We start from the raw sequence: 21,904 nt of genomic DNA on the forward strand, positions 1-21,904 counted from the left end.
CCCTGTCGTGCACAGCAACTCTCGAGAGAAGTCCAATGAGTTCAGCTGAAATACCGAAACAACGCACTACATCAACTGAAAAACCGAAGATGGTTCGCACGCTCACCTGGCGCGACGGTATGGTCTTCGCATTGAACATGCCGATCGGCCTGTTTCTCACTCTCGGTTACACCGTGGGTGCGATCGGCGGGTGGACGGCAATCGCGATCTGGGGTGTCGCCTGCACGTTGGCGTTCCTGCAGAGCAACCTCTTCGCCGAGATGGCCTCGATGTTCCCGGACAAGTCCGGCGGCATCTCGGTGTATGCCTATGAGGGCTGGAAACGTCACTTCGCTCCCCTCGGCGCTATTGCGGCCTTCGGCTACTGGATGGGGTGGTCACTCTCCCTGTCCGTCGAGGGAGTTGTTCTCGGCACGCTCATCGAGCAAGCGTTCTTCCCGAAGAACAACATTGCCGTCCACCTGCCGATCGGCCACGAACTCGGTTTGCCGTACCTCATCGCCATCGGCGCCATCGTTGCCGCGTGGGCGTTGAACTACTTCGGCGTGAAGTTGGCCGCAGGGGTCGCACGAGTTACGGGCGCGCTGCTGGTGATCGGACTGGTCGTCCTCATCGCCGGACCGTGGCTCTCCTCCGGTGCCGATTTCGACATCAGCCGCATCACCTGGACCGGTACGAGCTCACCGTTCGACTGGAAAGTCATCGTCGTCTGGTTCTACATCACGGCGTGGACGACGTACGGCACCGAGGTGTGTGCCAGCTTCGCGGCGGAGTACAAAGACCCCGTCAAGGACACCGCCCGGGCACTACGTGCCTCTGCCGCAATGATTCTCGGCCTCTACATCATCGTGCCGTTCATGGTGGTCGGAGCTCTCGGCGAAGAAACGATCGGCGCCAATCCGGTCAACTACATCGGACTCGCCTTCGATCAGATCCTCGGCAGCTACTCGTGGCTCGGGCAATTACCGGTGATGGCGGCCTTCATCATCGCCATGATGACCGCTACTGCCGATGGCGGCCGCTCGCTCTACGGAATATCCCGGTCCGGCGGCACGATCAAACAACTCGGTACCCTCAACAAGTTCGGAGTGCCCGGTAGAGCGCTCACCACCGACATGACGATCAACGTCGTCGTCTTGATCGTGCTCGGCGAACCTATCGCCATACTCCTGGCCAGTAACCTCGGATACCTGACCGCAGTCACGCTGGCAGTGGGCGCCTTCGTCCTGCTACGGCGTGATCGCCCGGATATCCCGAGACCGATCAAGTTGTCCCGGATCTGGATTCCGATTGCGTGCATCCTGTTTGCCGTCAACAGCTTCGCCATAGTGGTCGGGGTGCTGAACCCCGGGCTGACCGGATACGGCGGGCTCTCCGAAACCATCACCGGTATCGGCATTCTCATGATCGCCTGCGTTCTCTGGTACTACCGGCAACGAGTGCAGGACAAGACCCGGATCGAATGGCGCGTCCGCGACGCCCACCAACCACGGAAGAACAAGACACTCTCGAAAAGCACCACCGACAAGTCCGACACCGGACACAGGAGTTGAGCAACACATGAAGGCAGTACGAGTTCACCAGTACGATCGACAGCCGACCCTCGACGAGGTTCCGAAGCCCGTCGTCGTAGACCCGCACGACGTGATCGTGAAGGTGGAAGGTGCCGGCGTGTGCCGCACCGACCTCCACATCATCGAAGGCCAGTGGCAGAACAAGAGCGATGTTCGTCTGCCGTACACGATCGGCCACGAGAACGCCGGAACCGTAGTCGAAATCGGAAGCGCAGTCACCAATGTCGCCGTAGGTGACTGCGTGATCCTGCACCCGCTCGCCACGTGCGGACTGTGTCTGGCCTGCCGCAGCGGCGACGATGCCCATTGCACCAATTCCGATTTCCCGGGAATCGACACCGAAGGCGGCATGGCCGAATACCTTCGGACCACCGCACGTAGCGTCGTCACACTCGATCCGTCCCTCGCCCCTGCCGATGTCGCCGCACTCGCCGACGCCGGACTCACCGCGTACCACGCCGCCCGTAAAGCCGCAGCGATCCTGCGCCCTGGCCACACCGTGGTCGTCATCGGTGCCGGCGGACTCGGGCACATCGGCATCCAAGCCTTGCGCTCCCTCGCGTCCGCACGGATCGTCGTCGTCGACCGCTCCGCCGAAGCCCTCGAACTGGCGCGAGAGATCGGTGCCGACGTCACCGTGGTCGCCGACGGCACGGAAGCCCAGCAGGTACTCGATCTCACCGCCGGTGCCGGCGCCGAGGCTGTACTCGATTTCGTCGGCGAAGGAACCGCCATCGCGGCCGGCGTGGCGATGCTGCGCCGCGCAGGCACTTACTACGTCATCGGCTACGGCGGGAACCTGGAGATTCCCACCATCGACATCATCAGCACCGAGATCAACTTCGTCGGAAATCTGGTCGGAACGTACAACGACCTGGTCGAACTCATGGCTCTGGCGGCCCGCGGGGCAGTCAAACTGCACACGGTGAAGTACCGATTCTCCGATTTCCAACAGGCTCTCGACGATCTGCACCACGGCAATGTCCGTGGGCGCGCGGTGCTGGTGCCCGACGATCAATTCACGGCGCCCTGAAGCGCCGCGAGGACACGTGGAACGGATCGTCCCGGTTATGCAATGCGTAGGAACTAGACTTATCTGGTGCGCAAAATGACGATCCCCGGAGATTCAGAGTCGATCGGTCGCTGCGAGAGCGCCGCCGAGGAACTCGACGACGTCGATCGCGGGATACTGCGGCTCCTCCAGGGCGACGGCCGGATCCCCTACCGTCAGATCGCGCGTGAGCTCGGCATCTCGGAGGGAACCGTCCGTATCCGGGCCGGACGTATGCAGGATTCAGGAGTGCTGAACATCGTCGCGATAGCCGATCCGTTCCGCCTCGGCTATCGAGTGCTCGCATTTTTGCTGATCAAGGTCGAACCCGGCCGCCACGATCACGTCGTCGAATCGCTGACCGAGTGGGAAGAGGCCACCTACGTCTCGACCTGCGTGGGCAACGCCGACATCTACGTACAGCTCGTCTGCCGTGACAACAACCATTTGAACGAACTCCTCCATACCCGGGTACCCGACATCGGTGGCGTTCGCGAGTGCCAGACCTACATGGAACTCAAGATGCACAAGGTCTCGTACGGATACGAACCCTCCTGACCTGAGGCCGACACCCGACCTTCATCAGATCCACTTCCCGCACCACGCACCACAGCGCGTGGGCTCTCTTCGGCGAACCCGAAGAACATTTCCACAGATCGGACATTCCATGATCTTCATCGTCGTCAAATTCACCGTTCTTCCCGAACACCAGCAGAATTGGCCGGACATCACCGAAGCCTTCACCGCCGGAACCCGAGCCGAGCCCGGTAATCTCTGGTTCGAGTGGTCCCGCAGCCTGGACGATCCGGCACAATACGTTCTCGTCGAGGCATTCCGCGATCCGGAAGCCGGCGTACAACACGTGCAGAGCGAGCACTTTCGCGCCGGCCTCGAGGCCATGCGCCCCGCACTGAGCGAAACACCGAAGATTCTCAACACCGAACTCCCCGGCGAAGACTGGTCACGCATGGGCGAACTCGATATCGCGAACTGAGTTCGTCAACCATTTACACTGAGCTGGAACAGAATTGGACAATCATGAGTAGAGTTGCAGGAAAAGTAGCGTTCATCACCGGAGCCGCCCGCGGCCAAGGCCGTAGTCACGCGGTCAGACTGGCGCAGGAAGGCGCCGACATCATCGCCATGGACGTCTGCGGCAAGGTCGGCCGCACGGCCGATTTCTACGCCCCGGCCACCGACGAGGATTTGGCCGAAACCGTCCGACTGGTAGAAGCAGAAGGACGTCGGATCGTCGCATACAAGGCCGACGTACGTGACTACGACGCCCTGGCAGCCGGCCTGAAAGATGGCGTCGAAAAGCTGGGCAGGCTCGACATCGTCGCCGCCAACGCCGGAATATTCCAGTTCGGTGACGAAGTTCCGGAGATCCTCGGCGGCGACTGGGACGACGTCATCGACGTGAACCTCACCGGCGTGTTCAACACCTGCAAGGCCGCGGTTCCCCACATCGTCGGCGGCGGGCGCGGCGGAACCATCGTGATCACGTCATCGGACGCCGGCGCGAAAGGTTTTGCCCGCTTCGGCCACTACGTCACGTCCAAGCACGGCGTGATCGGCCTCATGCGCTCTCTGACAATGGAGTTGGCACCGCATTCCATTCGTGTGAACGTGGTGTCCCCGACGAACTGCAACACGGACATGATCCAGAACGATGCCGTGTACCGTCTGTTCCGTCCCGACCTGGACAAGCCCACTCCGGAAGAGTTCGCTGTGGCATCGGCTACGCTGCTCGCCCTGCCGGCGCCCTGGGTCGAACCCATCGACGTCTCGAATGCATTGCTGTTCCTCGCCTCGGACGAAGCCAGGTACATCACCGGAGTCAATCTCCCGGTGGACGGCGGATCTGCCGCGATCTGATCGACCCGACGGCCGCACCGGTAACCCATATCGGCGAGGTGGTACGTGGACGACATCCACACTCGGCCATGGCATCGAAACCCAATCGGTCCGATGCCATGGCCGTCACCTCGGCTGTTCAGTACCCGCGTGCCGCTCGAACCAGGCGAGAGTGGTCGACCACGCCTGCGCCGCCGATCCCGGCTCGTACGTGGTTCGCACATCGCAGTGAAAGCCATGCCCTGCCGCCGGAAAGCGAACCACTCCCCCGGGACTGTCCGACAACGACAGTGCAGCCTCGAGGACGTCCACGTCGGCTTCGGGTATCCAGCGGTCGAGTGCCCCGTACATACCCAGAAGTGGAGTTCGCCGCCGCGCAGCGACACTCGTGAACGACGGAACTGCAAAATGCGGTTCATCGATACCGGCGCCGTAGAAAGCCACTGCTGCTCCGACCGCACGGACACACGAGGCATACAGCGCTACCGAACCACCGAAACAGAATCCGACAAGCCCTATCCGCTCCGTCGTAATTCCGCGAGCGGCCAGCGTGTCCACGGCGTCGTCGACATCGGCCATGACACCGGCTTCGGTCAACTGCAACGCATGCGGGCCGATTGCCCGACCTGCGGCTTCCTCCGCCGCGGGCCTGCGGTCGTCAACTCCTTCTCCTTGCGCAACGTCGTAGGAAAATGTCGGCGAACCACTGCGATGATATAGATGCGGGATGACGGTGGTCCACCCTGCCGCCGCGAATCGTTCACCGACACTTACGATGTGAGGCGTCACCCCGAATGCTTCATGCAGAAGGACCACCCCTCCTCGAGGGGTTTCAGCCGCATCGATGACCGACAGATGACCACTCACTGCGGTGCGCCTCCGAATTCCATGTTCGACCGACATTCACGGATTCCCACGTCGACGATTCAGCCATCGACCGACGGACCTTCGACGTCAACTATGTGCTCCACATCACGGTATTGCGCTCGCGCATTCATGTCAAGTAAGCGCTGTACATATTTAAATCGAGGGAGCGCTCCGCGTCGGCATAGTCTCGCCGGTGTTAACCTGAAATTGTCGAGAACGACGACGGCCCAGTGCACAGTTGCACGCACAGAACGGATCTCACCGGCTCGACGCCCGCAGCACCGCATCCGCCCTCGAAGGAAGCCTCGAATGACATCGATCCCCACATCGTCCATCGACCCCGCTCGCACCGCGCTGCTGGTAATGGATTTACAGAACGGCATAGTCGCTTCGCTTCCGGAGCCCGAAACGTTGATCGCGACCATCGAACGAACTCTCGACAAAGCGCGTTCCCGAGGAGTCACAGTGGCGTACGTACGTGTCGCATTCACTCCGGAAGATCATCTCGCCGTACCGTCGATCAACAAGACGTTCAGCGGCGTCGCAGCAGCAGGGATGATGGCGGACGACGATCCGACCACGGCCATTCATCCGCGACTGACGCCGAAGGACGGCGATATCATCGTGCGTAAGAAAAGGTTCGGGGCCTTTTCCACTACAGATCTCGACGAGCAGTTGCGCGCCCGCGGCATCGAAACCCTCGTCCTCACCGGCATCAGCACGGGCGGTGTGGTCCTGAACACCGTTCTGGACGCAGCCGATCGCGACTACCAGGTTCTGGTACTGACCGATGGAGTTGCAGATCCGGATTCAGAGCTCCACCGCGTCCTGATCGAAAAGGCATTCCCGCACCGAGCTCACCTGGTCGACAGCAGTCAATTCGAAAGCCTCTTCGCTCGGTAGTACCGATCGGCCGAGTGCTCGTACGCAGGTGCCGGCCGGACTTCCGTGTGGGTGTTACCTCACCCCACGCGCACGGAAGTCCGGCCGCCGCATCGGCAGCGAAGACATCTCACTGCGCCGTACGATTACACAGGCGCCGGCTTCAGCATCGCCCCGGCATCGACCCTCAGGTTCAACCCGGTCATGTATCGCGATTGCTCGCTTGCCAGGAAAGCGACGATGCTCGAAACGTCCTCCGGTTCGATGTACGGGACAGGCATGGCGTGCATCGCAGGGAAAGCATCGATGACATCGTCTCTTGTCGGACGCTCCAGATCCGGCCGAAACGCCTTGTACACGTCGATATTGTGCAGCAGTGGCGTGTTGCAGTTGGTCGGATGGACGGCGTTGAGCCGAATCATCTGCGGCGCAAGCTGAAGCGCCAGTACCTCGACGTAACTTGCGATGGTCCTCTTCGCCCACGAGTACCCGGAACCACCAGGGCCCAGCTTGTCGGTAGCGCCGTCTATCATTCCCGCGGTAGACCCGGTCACGATGATCGATGCACCGGACTGCAGGTGTGGCAGACTCACCGCCACCGTGTTCATGACTCCGATCAGATCGACATCCGTCGCGTCGACGAAGGCCTCGCACCGAGTGCCGCCCTGGCCGGGATAGATACCCGCATTCGCAACAACGACGTCCAGCCGGCCGAAGCGCTCCATGCCGGCCGCGACCACCGACTCGAGATCCGGCCGCACCCGCACGTCGGCCACAGACCCCACCACTGCGCGACCGAGAGCTTCGACTTGTCTTACGGTCTCGTCGAATTCCGCCTTCGTCCCTTGCGGATAGTTGACCGTGTCGAAGTCCGCGCACAAGTCGACGGCAATGATGTCCGCGCCCTCGGCTGCGAGCCGTAGCGCGTGGCTACGACCCTGGCCCCGCGCCGCCCCGGTGATGAATGCGACCTTGCCATCCAAACTCCCCATCGGAAAGCACTCCTTTTCATGTTCGCTGTTGTTCGTACTTACCCGTGCGCCGACACTCGATGATGGGAGCGCCGGGTCGACCTACGACCAGGTCAGTGACTTCAGTTCGGTGAACTCGGACAACCCGTACCGGCCCCACTCACGACCGACACCGCTTTGCTTGAACCCGCCGAACGCGCCCGATGTGCCGATAACCGCAGGCTCTCGGCCCCATCCCGGCCCTTGATCGCCGCCGGGCGGCGCCACCGTCACCGTGCCGTTCACTTCGGTCTGCACGGTGACGTACCCGCTACGAATCCTGCGGGCTACGTTGAATGCTCGTGTCGTGTTCGCGGATACGACCCCACCCGCCAGACCGTAGACGGTGTCGTTGGCCAACCGGATCGCTTCCGTGTCATCGCCGTCGTACTCGATGACGGTGAGCACCGGCCCGAAGATCTCCTCCTGCGCGACGTGCATGTCGCTTCGTGCATCCATCAAAACCGTGGGCTCGTAGAAGTATCCGCGTTCGAGATGGTGCGGTCGCTTACCGCCCACCAGCACGGTAGCGCCGTCGTCCACCCCGGACTGGACCATCTTCTCCACGCGATCGCGCTGTTCGGCCCTGATCAGCGGGCCCAGCGTGGTCGTCTCGTCGCGGGGATCACCGATCTTGATCGATCGGTACGCCGCCTTCACACCCTCGACATACGCCTCACGCAGTCTCGACGGGAGCAACAGCCGACTTTGCACGACGCACGCTTGACCACAATGGGCCAGGACGTCGCCGAACCCGATCGTGGCCGCATACTCTTCCGACACGTCCCCGAGCACGACCCGCGCACTCTTTCCCCCGAGCTCCAACTTGACTCGCTTGATCGTCGATGCCGCATTGGCCATGATGCGTCGGCCGGTTTGGGTCGATCCGGTGAAGGTCACCACGTCCACCATCGGGCTGCTGGTCAGGATGTCACCGACCTCAGCGCCGCCGGGCACGACATTGAGTACGCCCGGAGGAACACCGGCATCCGATGCAGCACGGGCAATTTCGTATGCGTCGAGCGGAGTCCACGGATGGGGTTTGAGGACGACAGTGCAGCCGGCGGCTATCGCCGGTATCAGCTTGAACAGATTCAGCTGGAACGGAAAATTGAAGGGGGTGATCACAGCGACGACACCGGCCGGTTCTCGGACAACGGCACTTCCGCCGATCCCGTTCACCCCGCCGACCGGCACTCCCATCTCCACCCATTCGAGGGCGTTGTGCAAGTTGTCCCCGAACCAGCGCACAGTGTCCACGGCGCCCGCACATTGAATGAAATCTGCAGTTCCCATGTTGTTTCCGCCGGCGATGGCTCCCGTCTCGGAGACGATGAGTTCATGCAGTTCAGGATGGCGTTCGGTGAGAATCTCGGCCATCCGCTTGATGATTCGGCCTCGTTCTGCAGGTGTTGTCCACGGCCACGGGCCCGTGTCGAAAGCCGATCGGGCTGCGCTGATCGCACGCTGAACGTCGCCGGTAGTCGAGTCCGGAACAGTGCCGATGACCTCCTCGGTTGCAGGATTGAGAACCGTTATCCGATCCGACGTTCCCGCCGGAACTTCTTTCCCGTCGATGAACAGATCGAAATCCCACGTCATAGTGCTATCCGCCTTTGCTCGTCGGGTGGAGTGAACACTTCAGATGATTCGACGAATCGAATGACGAAGTATCACGTTGCGTTGGAACATCTCTGACAGAAGCCGAACCGATCGTCGGCGCCGATACGAGTTGCGCTGCTTCGACACCGGTACGGTCTCCACCTTCAGGGGCAGCGCCCTCACCAGCCACGCGACCCCGAGAATACTGCATGTGTGACCTACATCCCACGCTACTAGGCAAAGTTTTGTAAGTAAACTCTATACATCCAAGCGGAGGTCTGCGAATATGCACCGGACTGCCGGTCGACAGCCGTGAACCCGCATGACACACCCGAGCGTCCAACGCCCGGACGGCAGCGTTATCGCACGGCAGTCGAGGTAGCCTCCGACCGCCGGCGGTCCACCTACGTTCGGAACACCACAGTTGAGCTGTTACCGACACCGACCAAGAATCATTCCTGAACAGCTACGACGTAACTCACACCCGAACCGCTTGACTAAGGTAAGCCTCCTCTCAGTATTGTGATGATGTTCGGGTGCCGCTTCATCGAAGCAGCGACGCCCTGCCCTGACGGAAATCCACCGTCATATCTGCCCGGCCGAATTCTCGCCGGGCAACCAGGACAGGGAGAAGGTTGCTGCATTGAGCACGTCCACAGTCGGCTTGTACGACCCCGCAGATGACAAGAGCAGCTGCGGAGTCGGGTTCATCACGCGCAAGGACGGCGTCCAGACTCACGACGTGCTGGTCAAGGGCCGCGAAGCGCTGTGCTCGGTACCGCACCGCGGTGGTATGTCCTCGGAAGGTGTCGGCGACGGCGGCGGCATCTCGGTGGACCTTTCGCTCAGATTCTTCCGCAAGGTCACCGGACGGCCGGACCTGCGGGCCGGACGCTTCGGCGTCGGCAACTTCTTCCTGCCCGACGACACGTCCCAGCACGAGTACGCAGTCGCACTGGTAGAGCGTGAACTGGTGGACAGAGGCTTCACCATTCTCACTGTTCGCGATGTCCCGGTGGATAATTCGTCCATCCGCCCCGCCGCAGTGAAGCATCAACTCCCGATTCGACAGTGGATCTTCGAGATTCCGAATCCCAGATCGGAACCGGCTGTCGTCGATCGACTCGTCCACGATGCACTCCTCGCCATCGAAGCCGTCGCATACACCACGCCCGCACTGAGCGGGCTCTACCCTCTCTCGCTCAGCGCCAGAACACAGGTCCTCAAGGGACGATTGAACTCGGACGAGGTCATCTCGTACTTCTCCGACCTGGTCGATCCCGACCATGCCGTACACACCGTCTATTTCCACACCCGCTTCTCCACCAACACCGATCCACATCCCACGATGGCTCAGCCGTTCCGGCTCATGGCGCACAACGGGGAGCTGAACACGGACAAGAAGAATCGATTGTCCGAAGCTGCCGTGGCCAGCGCCAAACGACGGGCTATCGTGCGTCCACCCGGTCAGTCGGACAGCTGCCGACTCGATCAGAGCCTCGAAGCCCGCGTCATCGAGGACGGCGTCGATCTGGTGACCGCCGTCGTCTCGATGATGCCGCCGGCCTGGGAGAACGACGACACGCTCTCCCCCGATGTGCGTGCGATGTTCGAATACTTCTCGCTGTACGAGGAGAAGAACGACGGGCCTGCAGCCTTGGTGTTCGGCGACGGCACCATTGTCGGTGCACGCTTGGACCGCCTCGGTCTGCGTCCGCTGCGTACCGTCGAGACGCACGACTACAGTTGCGCATTCTCCGAGGCCGGGCAGATCGCCTTCGACCCGGACACCGTGATCCACCGCGGCCGAGTGGAAGCCGGCGGAATGATCTACTTCGACCACCGCGACCGCCATACGTATACCGCGCACGAGGCACTGGAAAAGATCGCCGCGCAGCGTGACTACCGATCCCTGCTGGCACAGGCACGGATCGACCTCGCCGATGTCGACGCCGTTCCCGCCGAAAAAGTCAGCTCGCCCACCCGGTACAACGGTACGTTCGACGTCCACCAGCGGTACATGGCGTACTCCCTGGATCAGGAGAGCTTCAAATTCCTGATGGACCCGATGCTCACTCACGGCGCCGAGAAGGTGTCGGCCATGGGGTACGGGAACGCGATCAACGCGTTCACCGATCGAGAAGGCGGTGTGGCCCGGTACTTCTCGCAGCGTTTCGCGCAGGTGACCAACCCGCCGTTGGACAGTATTCGCGAGGCGGACGGCATGACTCTTCGGGTCGCTTTGGGCGCCAAGACGTCCGCGGGCGGCGCCAAGCAGATCATTGTCCAGTCCCCCATCCTCGGCCACCTCGACATGCTCAAGATCCGCGAGCAGGGTCACACGCCGCATCGCCGGTTCGAGATGCTCTATCCCGCCGGTGGCGGCCCGCAGACAATGGTCGACGCCATGACCGCGCTCGGCGACGCCGTGGTCGAGTTCGCCCGTGAAGAAGGCGGGATCGCCGTCGTCACCGATCGTCACGTGTCCCATGAACGGGCAGCTCTTCCGGTGATCATGGTGGTAGCCGCGGTCAATCAGCGGCTCATCGACGCCGGATTGCGCCTGCGGGTGTCGTTGATCGCGGAGAGCGGCCAGATCGAGTCGTCCCATCACGTGGCTGCCGTACTCGGCTTCGGCGCGTCGGCCGTCTACCCCCTGTCGGCGCAACTACGTGCGGAAGAAAAGTTCGCAGCCGATCCGGACACTGCATTCCGGCGCTTCGCGAAAGCCGCCGAGAAGCAGCTCATGAAGACAATGGGCCGCGTCGGCCTGTGCACTGTCGAAAGTTACATCGGCGGCGAGTTCTTCGAACCGAACTTCCTCGACACCACCGATCCGGTTCTGCGGCAGTGGTTCCCCAACATGAAGTCGCCGGTCGGTGGTATCGGCTTCGACACCGTTGCCGCCGCGTCGCAGCACTGGCACGCACACGCGGGCGATGTCACGGGCGAGAAGGATCTGCCGCTGTTGGGTCTGTTCAAGGAACGAGGTGACGGCGCAGGACACTCCTTCGGCACCACCGCCGTCCGTAAATACGTCGAGCTGACCGAGGAGAAGATCTCCTTCGACAGCCCGTCCAAGGACGAGCAGTTCGACGCTCTGCGTCTGCTGCCACTCGGTCGACTCGACGACGCGTTCCGCTTGGACGCGGGTGCCTATCGCTCGACCAGTTTCGATCGACTGACCCCCGAGCAGATCGACGAATTCGAAATCACGGCCGGCTACCGTGATTTCAGTACTGTGATGGCTGCCGAGCGATCACGCCGGCCCGCTGCCCTGCGGGACGTACTGGCCGTACCCGCCGACGTCACGTTCGCCGTCACGGCAACCGAATTCGCGGAACAGATCGGCCGATTCTCGGTGCGCGGGAACACCAGCATCGTGATTCGCGGAATCGACTGCGTCCGAGCGGGGGCCGACCGGTTCCGCATCGGCCTCGACGGCCCGTTGGCAGACGATTACGCTCGCATCGCCGCACTCTCCGAAGCTTTGACGTCGGTCTTCGGCGACGTCTTCGAGTTCGGTGGCACATCAGGAGAGTTGGAAGTGACGGCTGCCGGTATCGGCGCCGACTTCCTCGCCAAGCTTCGGACGGCACCGGCCGGTGTTCCGCTTTCCGAGGTGCAGAAGGCCAGCACCATCACACCGATGTTGGCTTCCGGGGCCATGAGTCACGGCGCCCTGAACGCACCGGCACACGAAGCGGTCGCACACGGGACGAACATGGTGGGCGCGATGTCCAACAGCGGTGAAGGTGGCGAGCATCTCTCGCGGTACAACACGATTCGGGCCTCCCGCATCAAGCAGTTCGCGTCCGGGCGCTTCGGTATTTGGGCCGGGTATCTCGCCGACCCCATGCTCGAGGAAATCGAGATCAAACTCGGGCAGGGCGCGAAGCCCGGTGAGGGCGGACAACTTCCGGCCGCCAAGGTCACCGTCGACATCGCAGCGGCCCGTGGTGGCACTCCAGGCGTCGAGCTCGTGTCGCCGCCACCGCACCACGACACGTACTCGATCGAGGATCTGGCGCAGCTCATCCACGACTGCAAAGCTGCACGCATCCGGGTGATCGTGAAACTCGTGTCGTCCGAGGGCATCGGCACCATCGCCGTCGGTGTGGCCAAGGCAGGCGCGGACGTCATCAACGTCGCCGGAAATACCGGCGGAACCGGTGCTGCGTCCGTCACCAGCCTCAAGTACGCAGGTCGGGCGGCCGAGGTCGGCATAGCCGAGGTGCATCAGGCTTTGAGCGCCAACGGTCTTCGGCAGAAAGTGCTGCTTCGATGCTCCGGTGCGCACCAGACCGGCAGCGATATCGTCACCTCTGCGCTCCTGGGGGCGGACAGCTTCGAGTTCGGCACGTCCGCACTGATGATGATGGGCTGCGTCATGGCCAAGAACTGCAACATCAAGTGCCCGGCCGGACTGACCACCAACCCGGAACTGTTCGACGGAGATCCGCGGGCGATGGCACAGTACCTGCTCAACATCGCTCACGAAACCCGAGAACTGCTAGCGAATCTGGGAATGCGGTCTCTGCAGGAGGCACGCGGGCGCAGCGATCTCCTGCATCTGCTCGATCACCCGTCCATCGTCGGGAACCTGAATCTGGCGGCCATGCTCGAAGTGGCACCGGATATCACGATCGACAACCCGGTGTATCTGGAACGTGAATACGCCCTCGACGACAAGATCATGGACGAGGTCCGCACTGCCCTGTTCGCACGCGGCGAATCATCCGTCACCGTCAGCGGTCCGTCGTTCTTCGGCGGAGCACTGCATCTGGGTAACCGTGACAAGAGCGTCGGCGGGCAGTTGGCCGTCGACCTCGAGCGCGAACTCAACTACGGAACAGTCGATACGGACGTACCCAGTGTGCTCAGCGACGGGCGTGGGCGCCGCTACCTGGCGCCAGGAAGCGTGCGTGTGGAGACGACCGGCTCTGCCGGCCTGTCCTTCGGTGCCTTCTGCAACGACGGCATCCACCTCGAGCACACCGGCACGTGCAACGACGGCGTCGGAAAGAGCATGAGCGGCGGCGTCATCGCGGTTCGCAGCCCCGGCGGCGGTTCCGTCGAGGCCGGTGGCAACGTACTGATCGGCAACTTCGCACTGTTCGGGGCGACCGGCGGTCGAGTGTTCGTCGAAGGAGAGGCAGGAGATCGCTTCGCCGTTCGAAACTCGGGCGCAACCGCAGTGGTCGAGGGCGTCGGCGACTTCGCCTGCGAGTACATGACAAATGGCGCTGTGCTCAACCTCGGCGAGTTCGGCAAAGGCGTCGGCAACGGCATGAGCGGTGGATTCTTCTACCAGTACGACCCACGCGGCGAGCTCTCCCGCCGCGCCAGCACCGATTCCGTGCTGCTCGGATCGATTGCGGACGTCAACGACCCGCTGGCAGCGGTCCACAATCAGGCCGTACAACTGCTCCTCGAAATGCACGTCGCCGAAACAGGATCCGCCATCGGAGTGCGACTGCTCGAGAACTGGGAAGTGGAACAACACTGCTTCGTGTACGCCATGCCCCGGGCACTGCTGCTCTACCAGGACAGTGATGCCATCCTGGCAGCGAAAACGCACAGGGAACTACTCGACGAACTGGCAGCAGCCATCGCGGCACGACAGGTGCGATCGTTCAAACTGTCCGTGCGGGACAACCGTCCGGCACTGGGCGGAGCGGTGCCGGGCTACGGCGAGACCGACACCTCCACCATGTACGCACTTCTGAACGAGTACACGGTGCTGCACTTCGCTCAGAAACTGGCGGCCGCTCGCACTCCGGGTGCTTCGGGGCCGGCCGATCCGGCAGTCCAGAAGGCGGCACGAAACCTCGTACTGACGGAGGACTTTGCGCTCGTCCAGCAGTTGGTGAAGTACTCGAAGGAGATCCTCGCCGACTACGACGCCGAACAACTCGCTGCGCTGATCGCCGCCAAGCGAGTGGACGACTACAAGCAGGCGTTGAGCTTACGGAACGTCCTGGCCATGGACAGTCCCGCCACGTACGGCTGGATCATCCATCAGGACAACAAGAATCGTGACAAGCTCGGGTCTCTACCGAACTTCGACGAGCTGTTCGCTTCGCGCGCTGTCCCCGACCTGGTGTCCTGACCTCTCACCACACACGAAAGTAGGTGAACTCCACTCGTGGAAATCCCGTACATTCCCGAATACGCGCCGTTCACCGGCGATCAGAAGGCGTGGCTTTCCGGCTTCCTCGCCGGGCTGCATTCCCGTACCGTCATGCCGGGAACTGCCGCCGCTACAACCACGGTGGAGAAGTCCGCCGGAGCAGCAGTACACATCCTCTTCGGAAGTCAGACCGGTAACGCCGAGTCCGTGGCCGAGGACGCGGCCGCCGCAGCACGGGCGCACGGTCTGCAACCCCTCGTCGCCGGCCTGGACACGGTCGACATGAACACGCTCTCCGCCATGCGCCGGATACTCGTGGTCACCTCCACTTACGGCGAGGGTGAGATGCCCGACAATGCCCAGTTGTTCTGGGACGCGCTCGAGGCCGCGAGCGCTCCCCGACTCGAAGGGCTCTACTTCGGTGTCCTCGCGCTCGGCGACACCAGCTACGACGGCTACTGTCAGTCCGGCAAGAACATCGACGCCCGTTTCGAGGCACTCGGCGGCACCCGCGTCGTAGACCGCACCGACTGTGACGTCGACTACGAAGATGCTGCGGCAGAGTGGATCACGCGTGCAGTCGGCGCCGTCGCAGTCGTGGACGGTGACAACGACGCCGCGTCGACGGCCCTCGCCCCGGCACCGGCGAAGGTCAAGTCCCAGTGGACCCGGAAGAATCCGTATCCGGCCACCGTCCTCGCCAATCGATTGTTGTCCGGAGCGGACTCGGCAAAGGAGGTCCGGCACTTCACGTTCGCGCTGGGCGCGGACGGTCTGGACTACGAAGCCGGTGACGGACTCGGCATCCGCCCGATCAACGATCCGGTACTCGTCGACGGCATCATCGGGCAGCTCGGCGTGACCGGCGAAACTTCGGTCACCACGAAGGACGGCTCGTCGGTACCGTTGGATCAGGTACTGACCGGTGACTACGAGATCTCGATTCCCTCAAGGGATCTGATCGAGGATATCGCGCGCCGCAGCGGTGACGCCGAACTGAACCACATCCTCGACACCGAAGACCGAGAAGCCCTCGACGCCTGGCTGTGGGGCAAGGACGTGCTCGACCTCTTGCAGTTGGACCCGACGGTGAAACTCACTCCCGACGAGCTACTCGGGTTGCTGCGCCCCTTGCAGCATCGGGTGTACTCGATCTCGTCGAGCCCGCTGGCACACGAGGGCACCGTCCATCTGACGGTGGCCAGTGTGCGATACCGGTCGGCCGAACGAGATCGGGGCGGAGTGTGCTCGACCTACCTGGCCGATCGCGTCGGCGAGGGTGACCGTGTCGGCGTGTTCATCTCGAAGAACAACTCGTTCCGGCTCCCCGCCGACGACGGCGCACCGGTCGTGATGATCGGGCCGGGAACAGGTATCGCTCCTTTCCGTGCGTTTCTACACGAGCGTCGCGCCCGAAACGCATCGGGGCAGAACTGGCTTTTCTTCGGCGATCAGCATCGGGCGAGCGATTTCATCTACGAGGACGAGCTGAGTGGTTTGACCCGCGACGGCGTACTTACTCACCTGGACTTGGCATTCTCTCGTGATCAGACCGAGAAGGTGTACGTGCAGACTCGGATGCGCGAGCGTGGCAAGGAACTCTTCGACTGGCTCGAGAGCGGGGCACACGTCTACGTCTGCGGTGACGCCACGCGAATGGCGAAGGACGTCGACGACGCCCTGCACGAGGTGGTAGCCACCCACGGCGGGTTGAGCTCCGACGCAGCCGAGGACTACGTCAACGACCTCAAGAGAACGAAACGTTATCTGCGGGACGTGTACTGATCGTGATCAGTCGCCCGGTGTCGGAAGTACGCATCGGGTGTCGATGCCAAGGACGTGGTCGAGTCTGTCGAAGGCCAACCACGATCCACGGCACTCGGTCGGTTTCACGATCGCCGTACCATTTCCACCGGCTGAATCGGTTATCGCCCTCGTCGGTTGCCGCGATGCCGGTCTCGATGCGAAGTCTGTCTTCGAGAATCACCCTGCGTGCACCGGCGCCGCCGTCGGGCGGCAGCGGCCAGACACTCGCACCAGCGGGGGTGGATACGGGTGATGCGTTCGATGACTGTCAACCGGCCCGCCGTCGACGGGATACCCGGCGACACCGCCGGCGATTGTGCGAGCAACGCATCGACGTCGTCCGTCGCGGTAATGCCGGGCTCGACGCCGAGATCGGCCAGTCACCGCCATCGCGAAGCACTTTCGCCGGATTGGCGACGACACCGACAAGACCGAAGGCAGGGTTGGCGGCGACGGCACGGATCGCCGCGCGACCGACATTGCCGGCCTCCCCACACGAGTCTACGAACGCCGGCGAAGCCGTGGCCATGAATCGGACACTCGCTCAGGCTGCGGGAGATTCTCCCGGAAACGCCGTGAATTGATGTCTGCGAGGTGCTGTGATGCCTGCGGAACCCTCACATCCCACAGGCATCACAGCGGGTCGGACAACTACCGGTGCGACCTGGTGCGCATCTGCCGACTCAACTGCCGACCTCCGAAGTCGAGACCTGATCCGTCCCTCGTTGCCAGCACGGTCAGTCCTGCAGCCACCAGTACGGAGATGAGTACAACACTCATGATCGGTCCCCTTTCTTCCAGTCGTGACAGCGGCGTCCGCCTGAACGTAGATCGGCAGATCCACGTCGTCCAGACCACCTCAAAGTACCTGTAACCAACAGTTACATTCAACGTGTGGCTGCTCACTACTGCGCAACCACGTACTCCAGCTCACTACGACCTCGATGCCGTAACCCGGGTCACCGACAAGGCTGGACATTTGTCCAGCACTTTCGTAGCGTGAACGCCACAGGACCGTCGGACAGAGAGGCACTCATGTCGATTCAGGACCGGATTGCAGGAGCGGCACTCGGGGTTGTCGGCGGACTCCCGACCGCAGCGCAGCGACTCCTCGGCGGGACGCCGAAGGCCATCGACGGACAAACTCTCGATCCGGAAATCCAACTGGCACTGCGCCTTCTCAATGCGGTCGAAAGCTCCAGTTTCGAGAATCTGCCGCTACCGCAAGCGCGCGCTCAGATCGACGCGGAATCCAGATTGTTCGGCGGTACCCCCATCCCCGTCGAGACCGTCCGCGACATCAGCATCCCGGCAGACGGGCGAACCATTCCAGCCAGGCTGTACCGTCCTGCCGGAGAGTCGGATTCAGCTTCACTGCTCGTCTACTTCCACGGCGGCGGCTTCGTTCTCGGAAGCCTCGAGAGCGGGGACAGCGTGTGCCGCTTCCTCGCCGAGCACGCCGACGTGACCGTACTGTCCGTGGACTACCGCCTCGCCCCCGAACACCCCTTCCCCGCCGGTACCGACGATGCCGTCGCCGCATTCCGGTACTGCGTCGACCATGCGCCCGAACTCGGAGTCGACCCCAATTCCATTGCGGTGGGCGGTGACAGTGCGGGCGGCAATCTCGCTACCGTCGTTGCTCAGGTGACAGTCGACGACGACACCCCGCCGGTATTTCAACTGCTCTTCTTCCCGTGGGTCGATCTGTCGGTCAAACGCCCGTCGCACTCCCTCTTCGCCACCGGATTCTTCCTCACCGATGCCCAACTCGACTGGTATGCAGCACATTACCTTTCCGGCGGCGCATCGACCCTGGACCCGAAGGTGTCACCGCTGCTGACCGAAGACCTCGGCGGACTGCCGCCTGCCTACATCGCCGTCGCCGGTTTCGATCCACTTCGCGACGAAGGCGAAGCGTACGCACACAAACTCAGCGCTGCCGGAGTACCGACAGCATTGCGTCGGCACAGTGGCCTGATCCACGCGTTCGTCAACTCGACCGGCGTCGGGCACACCGGCCGAGACGCGATGCTCGAAGCCTGCGGCGCGTTACGCGTCGGCCTGGCGACTGCTCGCGGAGCGGAATCACGAGACCGGTAGTGCGAGGTCGGCCCACACGACCATCGCTTCGAGCACCGACTTCAACTCCATTCCCGTCGCGGTCAGTTCGTACTCGACCCGCGGCGGGACCTCTGCGTATGCCGTCCGGGTCACGAGATCGAACTCCTCGAATCGCTTGAGCCTGGCCGAGAGGGTGCGAGGACTGATACCCGGCAACGCTTTTCGGAGCTCGGTGAAGCGCATCGGACCGTGCGTCAGTTCACGGACGATGAACGTCGCCCACGGACCGTCGAGGACGAGCAGGAAACGGGCAACCCCACACTCCGGCAAAATATGTCCTGAATCACTCATCGATTCTCCATTAGTTCACTTGAAGTAACTGGTTCCCGATGTGAACTATAGGCGTCATGACATACACAGTGCACGGCGCAACCGGAGCGCAGGGCTCCCCCGTCCTCGCAGGTCTGGTCACAATCGGAGCCGACGTCCGAGCGATCACCCGCGATCCGTCCCACACGTTCGGCGGTGCCACCACCGTCGTCGCCGACAATGCTTCGGTCGACGCCCTGACCGCCGCCTACCGCGACAGCGACGGCGTGTTCTTTCACCTGCCGCTGGCCGGCGACGCGGAAACCTACGCCGAGAACGTGCTGGCGGCAGCCCAGTCTGCCCGACCGGCGCGGTTCGTCGTCTCGACCAGCGGAACGGCAATCAGCGACGCAACCTCACCGCTGGCCGGCCCCAACACCCCGGTTCTTGCCGGTCTCGTCGACGGACTCCGCGCCGCCGGAATCGACACCACAGTACTGAGCCCGCGTCTGTTCCTGGAGAACCTCCTCGCCCCCGATGTGACCGCCGGTATCGAGAACGACGGTGTTCTGCGCTATCCCTTGCGGACCGATCTCGCCGTCGCCTGGAGTTCCCACCTCGACGTGGCAGCCGTCGCCGTCGCCGCGCTGACGGCAGAGCAGGCCCCCGAGGCAGTGCAGATCGGGCAGATCCCGGCGCTCACCGGCCCCGACCTCGCCGAGGCCTTTGCCCAGCACCTTTCCCGCCCGGTGACGTTCGAGAGCCAGAGCCCGGAAGAATTCCGCGTTGCCATGGCGCCGATCATCGGCGAACGAGCAGCGGCAGAAGTGGCCGCCCTCTACACGGCACTCGGCACCGCGGATGCGGTCTCCTACGATCCGGCCGCCGGATCGGCCGCACTTTTGGGAGTCGATGCCCGCAGCACCCGGACCTGGTTGGCCGACCTCGCCGTCAACTGACCGAACCGAAAGCTGCACCGGTGGTCAGTGGACGTCGCGGCGGTCATCCACCGACCACGCCTGCACATCGAGTTCGGGATGGTGCTCATTCTGGACGGTGTTGCCGCGCTTGCGCATCGAGGATCACCGCGGCCGTGACCGAGACCGTTCGGTCGTCGTCTTCGGCGAACACGCCGAGCGCGTCCATCGCGGCCGGTCCCGGAATCTCGGCCAGCGCCTGCACGAGGCGCAGGCGAACTGACGGTTCGGCCGCACCGGAAAACCTGCACGCCAGAGCGTCGATCACATCGACGGCGGAGCCGACCGCTTCGGCGATCAGCCCCAGCCGTTCGGCGGCCTCGACGTCGCTGCGGCCGCCGAAGACCATGTCGACGAGAATCGGAATCGCGTCGACACTTCCCCGGTCTCCGAGTGCGAGCGCCGCGCGATCACGAACTGTGGCATCGGAATCCGCGAGCGCCGAGCGCACCAACTCGGTCGCCTCGCTGCCGTGCAGGGCGGCGATGACGTGGACGGCGCGCCGCCGAATCTCGACGTCCGCCGAACTCAGACCGGCAGCCAGCTCACCCAGACCCCGATCAGCGGTGCGCCCCAATGCCCACTGCAATGCACCGGCCACGTTCAGATCCCGTTCCGACAGCGCAGCCTCGGCCAACACGGTCGCCGGTATCGGGGCATCCTGCGTCAGCACCGCCTTCTGACGGTGCGCACCCGAATCCGATTCGAGAGCACGCAGCAGCGAGACCAGGCGCAGGACGTCGTCCCATCCCCCGGCTGCAGCCGAGTCGATCCGAGCCAACCTGACGAGCAGGTCCTCCTCGGCGGCGATCCGCTCCCGGGTATGCCGGATCAGATCTGCCACCAACGCACCGGGCGCGAAATCCGGCTCGTCGAGCGCCCGCTTGACGTCGTGCAACGACAACCCGAGCGTTCGGAGACTCTCCACGTGGAAAAGTCGCCGGACGTCGTCGGCGGAGTACTCCCGATAGCCGCCGGACGTGCGACCAGTCGGTCTCACCAACCCCAGGTCGTCGTAGTGCCGCAGCATCCGCGCACTGACGCCGGAGCTTCGCGACACCTCACCGATGAGCATTCCGCTACCCTTCCACCCCGATCACCGAAATACGCTTCGCCAGCTCCGACGACGGATCGAAACCGCTCTCCGGATCCTGGCACAGCTGTACGGTAGCGGCGGCGTGAGCGCGCACCAGCGGGTCGGCGCTCGACTCCAGCGCAGCCAGGACGGGTAGTGCGTCGTCGTCCAGACTCGCCAGCGCGCGGCTGAGACTGAGCTGCATCTGACGATCACCGCGCCCGAGCTCCCGCACCAGTTCGGCGGCAAGCGCAGCCTCGCCACCGATCGGGACGAGAGCCACTGACGCCCGCCACGCACTTCGCGCAACCTCGGCGTCACCGTCGTGGACGAACGTGACCACCGTCGGCCACGCCGTGCGATCACCGATCTTCGACAACGTGTGCAGAGACTGGCTTCGCGCCTGAGAACTGCCTGACGACAGCTCCGCAAGCAGTCTCGGAATCGTGACGTCGACCGGAAGCCTGGTCAAGGCCCAGGTCAGCATGTCGCGGACGAAGAAGTCCGGTTCGAGTGCGCAGCGGAGAACAAGTACATCCGCCATCCCCGGATCACCCGCGGTACCCGCAACCAGTGCTGCCTTCAAACGCACCGAGGAATCGGTAGCTGCCAATGCTTCGTGAAGCCGTATGTTCTGGGTGTCGTGGTTGGTCGTGTTCATCAAAGGTGCCTCCTTCGACGACAACACAACGCCTTC

18 protein-coding genes are annotated in these 21,904 nt (G+C 63.1%); 10 read left to right on the forward strand and 8 right to left on the reverse strand.

The features are described from left to right. Positions 1 to 89: 89 nt before the first annotated feature. The 5 genes from ABH922_RS21085 (at position 90) to ABH922_RS21105 (ending at position 4,503) form a co-directional block, all read left to right on the forward strand. Positions 90 to 1,553 carry an APC family permease gene (locus ABH922_RS21085; protein WP_424808770.1) on the forward strand — a complete coding sequence of 488 codons (1,464 nt, stop codon included), beginning with the start codon at positions 90 to 92 and terminating at the stop codon, positions 1,551 to 1,553. Positions 1,554 to 1,560: 7 nt separating this feature from the next. Continuing rightward, complete coding sequence (locus tag ABH922_RS21090) at positions 1,561 to 2,607, forward strand: NAD(P)-dependent alcohol dehydrogenase (protein WP_424808771.1); 1,047 nt, start codon at positions 1,561 to 1,563, stop codon at positions 2,605 to 2,607. Between the two features lie 75 nt (positions 2,608 to 2,682). Then, the gene (locus tag ABH922_RS21095) at positions 2,683 to 3,183 is read left to right on the forward strand and encodes an Lrp/AsnC family transcriptional regulator (protein WP_424809748.1); all 501 of its coding nucleotides are present in this window, start codon (positions 2,683 to 2,685) and stop codon (positions 3,181 to 3,183) included. 109 nt (positions 3,184 to 3,292) lie between these two features. Next, positions 3,293 to 3,619, forward strand: coding sequence for a putative quinol monooxygenase (locus ABH922_RS21100; RefSeq protein WP_424808772.1), 327 nt, complete (start codon positions 3,293 to 3,295; stop codon positions 3,617 to 3,619). 44 nt (positions 3,620 to 3,663) lie between these two features. Then, positions 3,664 to 4,503 (forward strand): mycofactocin-coupled SDR family oxidoreductase, encoded by an 840-nt coding sequence (locus ABH922_RS21105; RefSeq protein ID WP_424808773.1) that lies wholly within the window; start codon positions 3,664 to 3,666, stop codon positions 4,501 to 4,503. A gap of 105 nt (positions 4,504 to 4,608) precedes the next feature. Here ABH922_RS21105 and ABH922_RS21110 read toward each other — a convergent pair whose 3' ends face one another. Next, on the reverse strand, positions 4,609 to 5,385 hold the full coding sequence (locus ABH922_RS21110; protein WP_424808774.1) for a dienelactone hydrolase family protein: 777 nt from the start codon (positions 5,383 to 5,385) through the stop codon (positions 4,609 to 4,611). Between the two features lie 273 nt (positions 5,386 to 5,658). Between ABH922_RS21110 and ABH922_RS21115 the strand changes: the two genes are divergently transcribed. Next, complete coding sequence (locus ABH922_RS21115; RefSeq protein WP_424808775.1) at positions 5,659 to 6,252, forward strand: cysteine hydrolase family protein; 594 nt, start codon at positions 5,659 to 5,661, stop codon at positions 6,250 to 6,252. Between the two features lie 125 nt (positions 6,253 to 6,377). Here the strand turns inward: ABH922_RS21115 and ABH922_RS21120 are convergent, their stop codons facing one another. Both ABH922_RS21120 and ABH922_RS21125 read right to left on the reverse strand, forming a co-directional pair. Then, the gene (locus ABH922_RS21120) at positions 6,378 to 7,223 is read right to left on the reverse strand and encodes a mycofactocin-coupled SDR family oxidoreductase (protein WP_424808776.1); all 846 of its coding nucleotides are present in this window, start codon (positions 7,221 to 7,223) and stop codon (positions 6,378 to 6,380) included. An 81-nt stretch (positions 7,224 to 7,304) separates the two neighbouring features. Next, positions 7,305 to 8,843, reverse strand: coding sequence for an aldehyde dehydrogenase family protein (locus ABH922_RS21125; RefSeq protein ID WP_424808777.1), 1,539 nt, complete (start codon positions 8,841 to 8,843; stop codon positions 7,305 to 7,307). A gap of 643 nt (positions 8,844 to 9,486) precedes the next feature. On the opposite strand from ABH922_RS21125, the gene ABH922_RS21130 reads away from it, so the two are divergent. Both ABH922_RS21130 and ABH922_RS21135 read left to right on the forward strand, forming a co-directional pair. Continuing rightward, entirely contained in the window at positions 9,487 to 14,955 is a 5,469-nt protein-coding gene (locus tag ABH922_RS21130) for a glutamate synthase-related protein (protein ID WP_424808778.1), read from the forward strand. 36 nt (positions 14,956 to 14,991) lie between these two features. Continuing rightward, the gene (locus ABH922_RS21135) at positions 14,992 to 16,761 is read left to right on the forward strand and encodes a sulfite reductase subunit alpha (RefSeq protein ID WP_424808779.1); all 1,770 of its coding nucleotides are present in this window, start codon (positions 14,992 to 14,994) and stop codon (positions 16,759 to 16,761) included. A 289-nt stretch (positions 16,762 to 17,050) separates the two neighbouring features. On the opposite strand, the gene ABH922_RS21140 is transcribed toward ABH922_RS21135, so the two are convergent. Further along, entirely contained in the window at positions 17,051 to 17,311 is a 261-nt protein-coding gene (locus ABH922_RS21140; protein WP_424808780.1) for a hypothetical protein, read from the reverse strand. Between the two features lie 122 nt (positions 17,312 to 17,433). Beyond that, positions 17,434 to 17,562: a hypothetical protein gene (locus tag ABH922_RS21145; protein WP_424808781.1), complete on the reverse strand. Its 129-nt coding sequence runs from the start codon at positions 17,560 to 17,562 to the stop codon at positions 17,434 to 17,436. Positions 17,563 to 17,817: 255 nt separating this feature from the next. Here ABH922_RS21145 and ABH922_RS21150 point away from each other — a divergent pair, with 255 nt between their 5' ends. Then, positions 17,818 to 18,885: an alpha/beta hydrolase gene (locus ABH922_RS21150; protein WP_424809749.1), complete on the forward strand. Its 1,068-nt coding sequence runs from the start codon at positions 17,818 to 17,820 to the stop codon at positions 18,883 to 18,885. On the opposite strand, the gene ABH922_RS21155 is transcribed toward ABH922_RS21150, so the two are convergent. After that, positions 18,871 to 19,197: a winged helix-turn-helix transcriptional regulator gene (locus ABH922_RS21155; protein ID WP_424808782.1), complete on the reverse strand. Its 327-nt coding sequence runs from the start codon at positions 19,195 to 19,197 to the stop codon at positions 18,871 to 18,873. The two genes, ABH922_RS21150 and ABH922_RS21155, sit on opposite strands and share 15 nt — an antisense overlap. Positions 19,198 to 19,253: 56 nt before the next feature. Here ABH922_RS21155 and ABH922_RS21160 point away from each other — a divergent pair, with 56 nt between their 5' ends. Then, positions 19,254 to 20,114, forward strand: a complete 861-nt coding sequence (locus ABH922_RS21160) for an NmrA family NAD(P)-binding protein (RefSeq protein WP_424808783.1) — start codon at positions 19,254 to 19,256, stop codon at positions 20,112 to 20,114. A gap of 85 nt (positions 20,115 to 20,199) precedes the next feature. Here the strand turns inward: ABH922_RS21160 and ABH922_RS21165 are convergent, their stop codons facing one another. Both ABH922_RS21165 and ABH922_RS21170 read right to left on the reverse strand, forming a co-directional pair. Further along, positions 20,200 to 21,207 (reverse strand): MerR family transcriptional regulator, encoded by a 1,008-nt coding sequence (locus ABH922_RS21165; RefSeq protein WP_424808784.1) that lies wholly within the window; start codon positions 21,205 to 21,207, stop codon positions 20,200 to 20,202. 4 nt (positions 21,208 to 21,211) lie between these two features. Continuing rightward, positions 21,212 to 21,868, reverse strand: a complete 657-nt coding sequence (locus ABH922_RS21170; protein ID WP_424808785.1) for a HEAT repeat domain-containing protein — start codon at positions 21,866 to 21,868, stop codon at positions 21,212 to 21,214. Between the last annotated feature and the right edge of the window lie 36 nt (positions 21,869 to 21,904).

It is taken from the genome of Rhodococcus sp. 27YEA15, from assembly GCF_049739425.1.
Lineage (GTDB): Bacteria > Actinomycetota > Actinomycetes > Mycobacteriales > Mycobacteriaceae > Rhodococcus_F.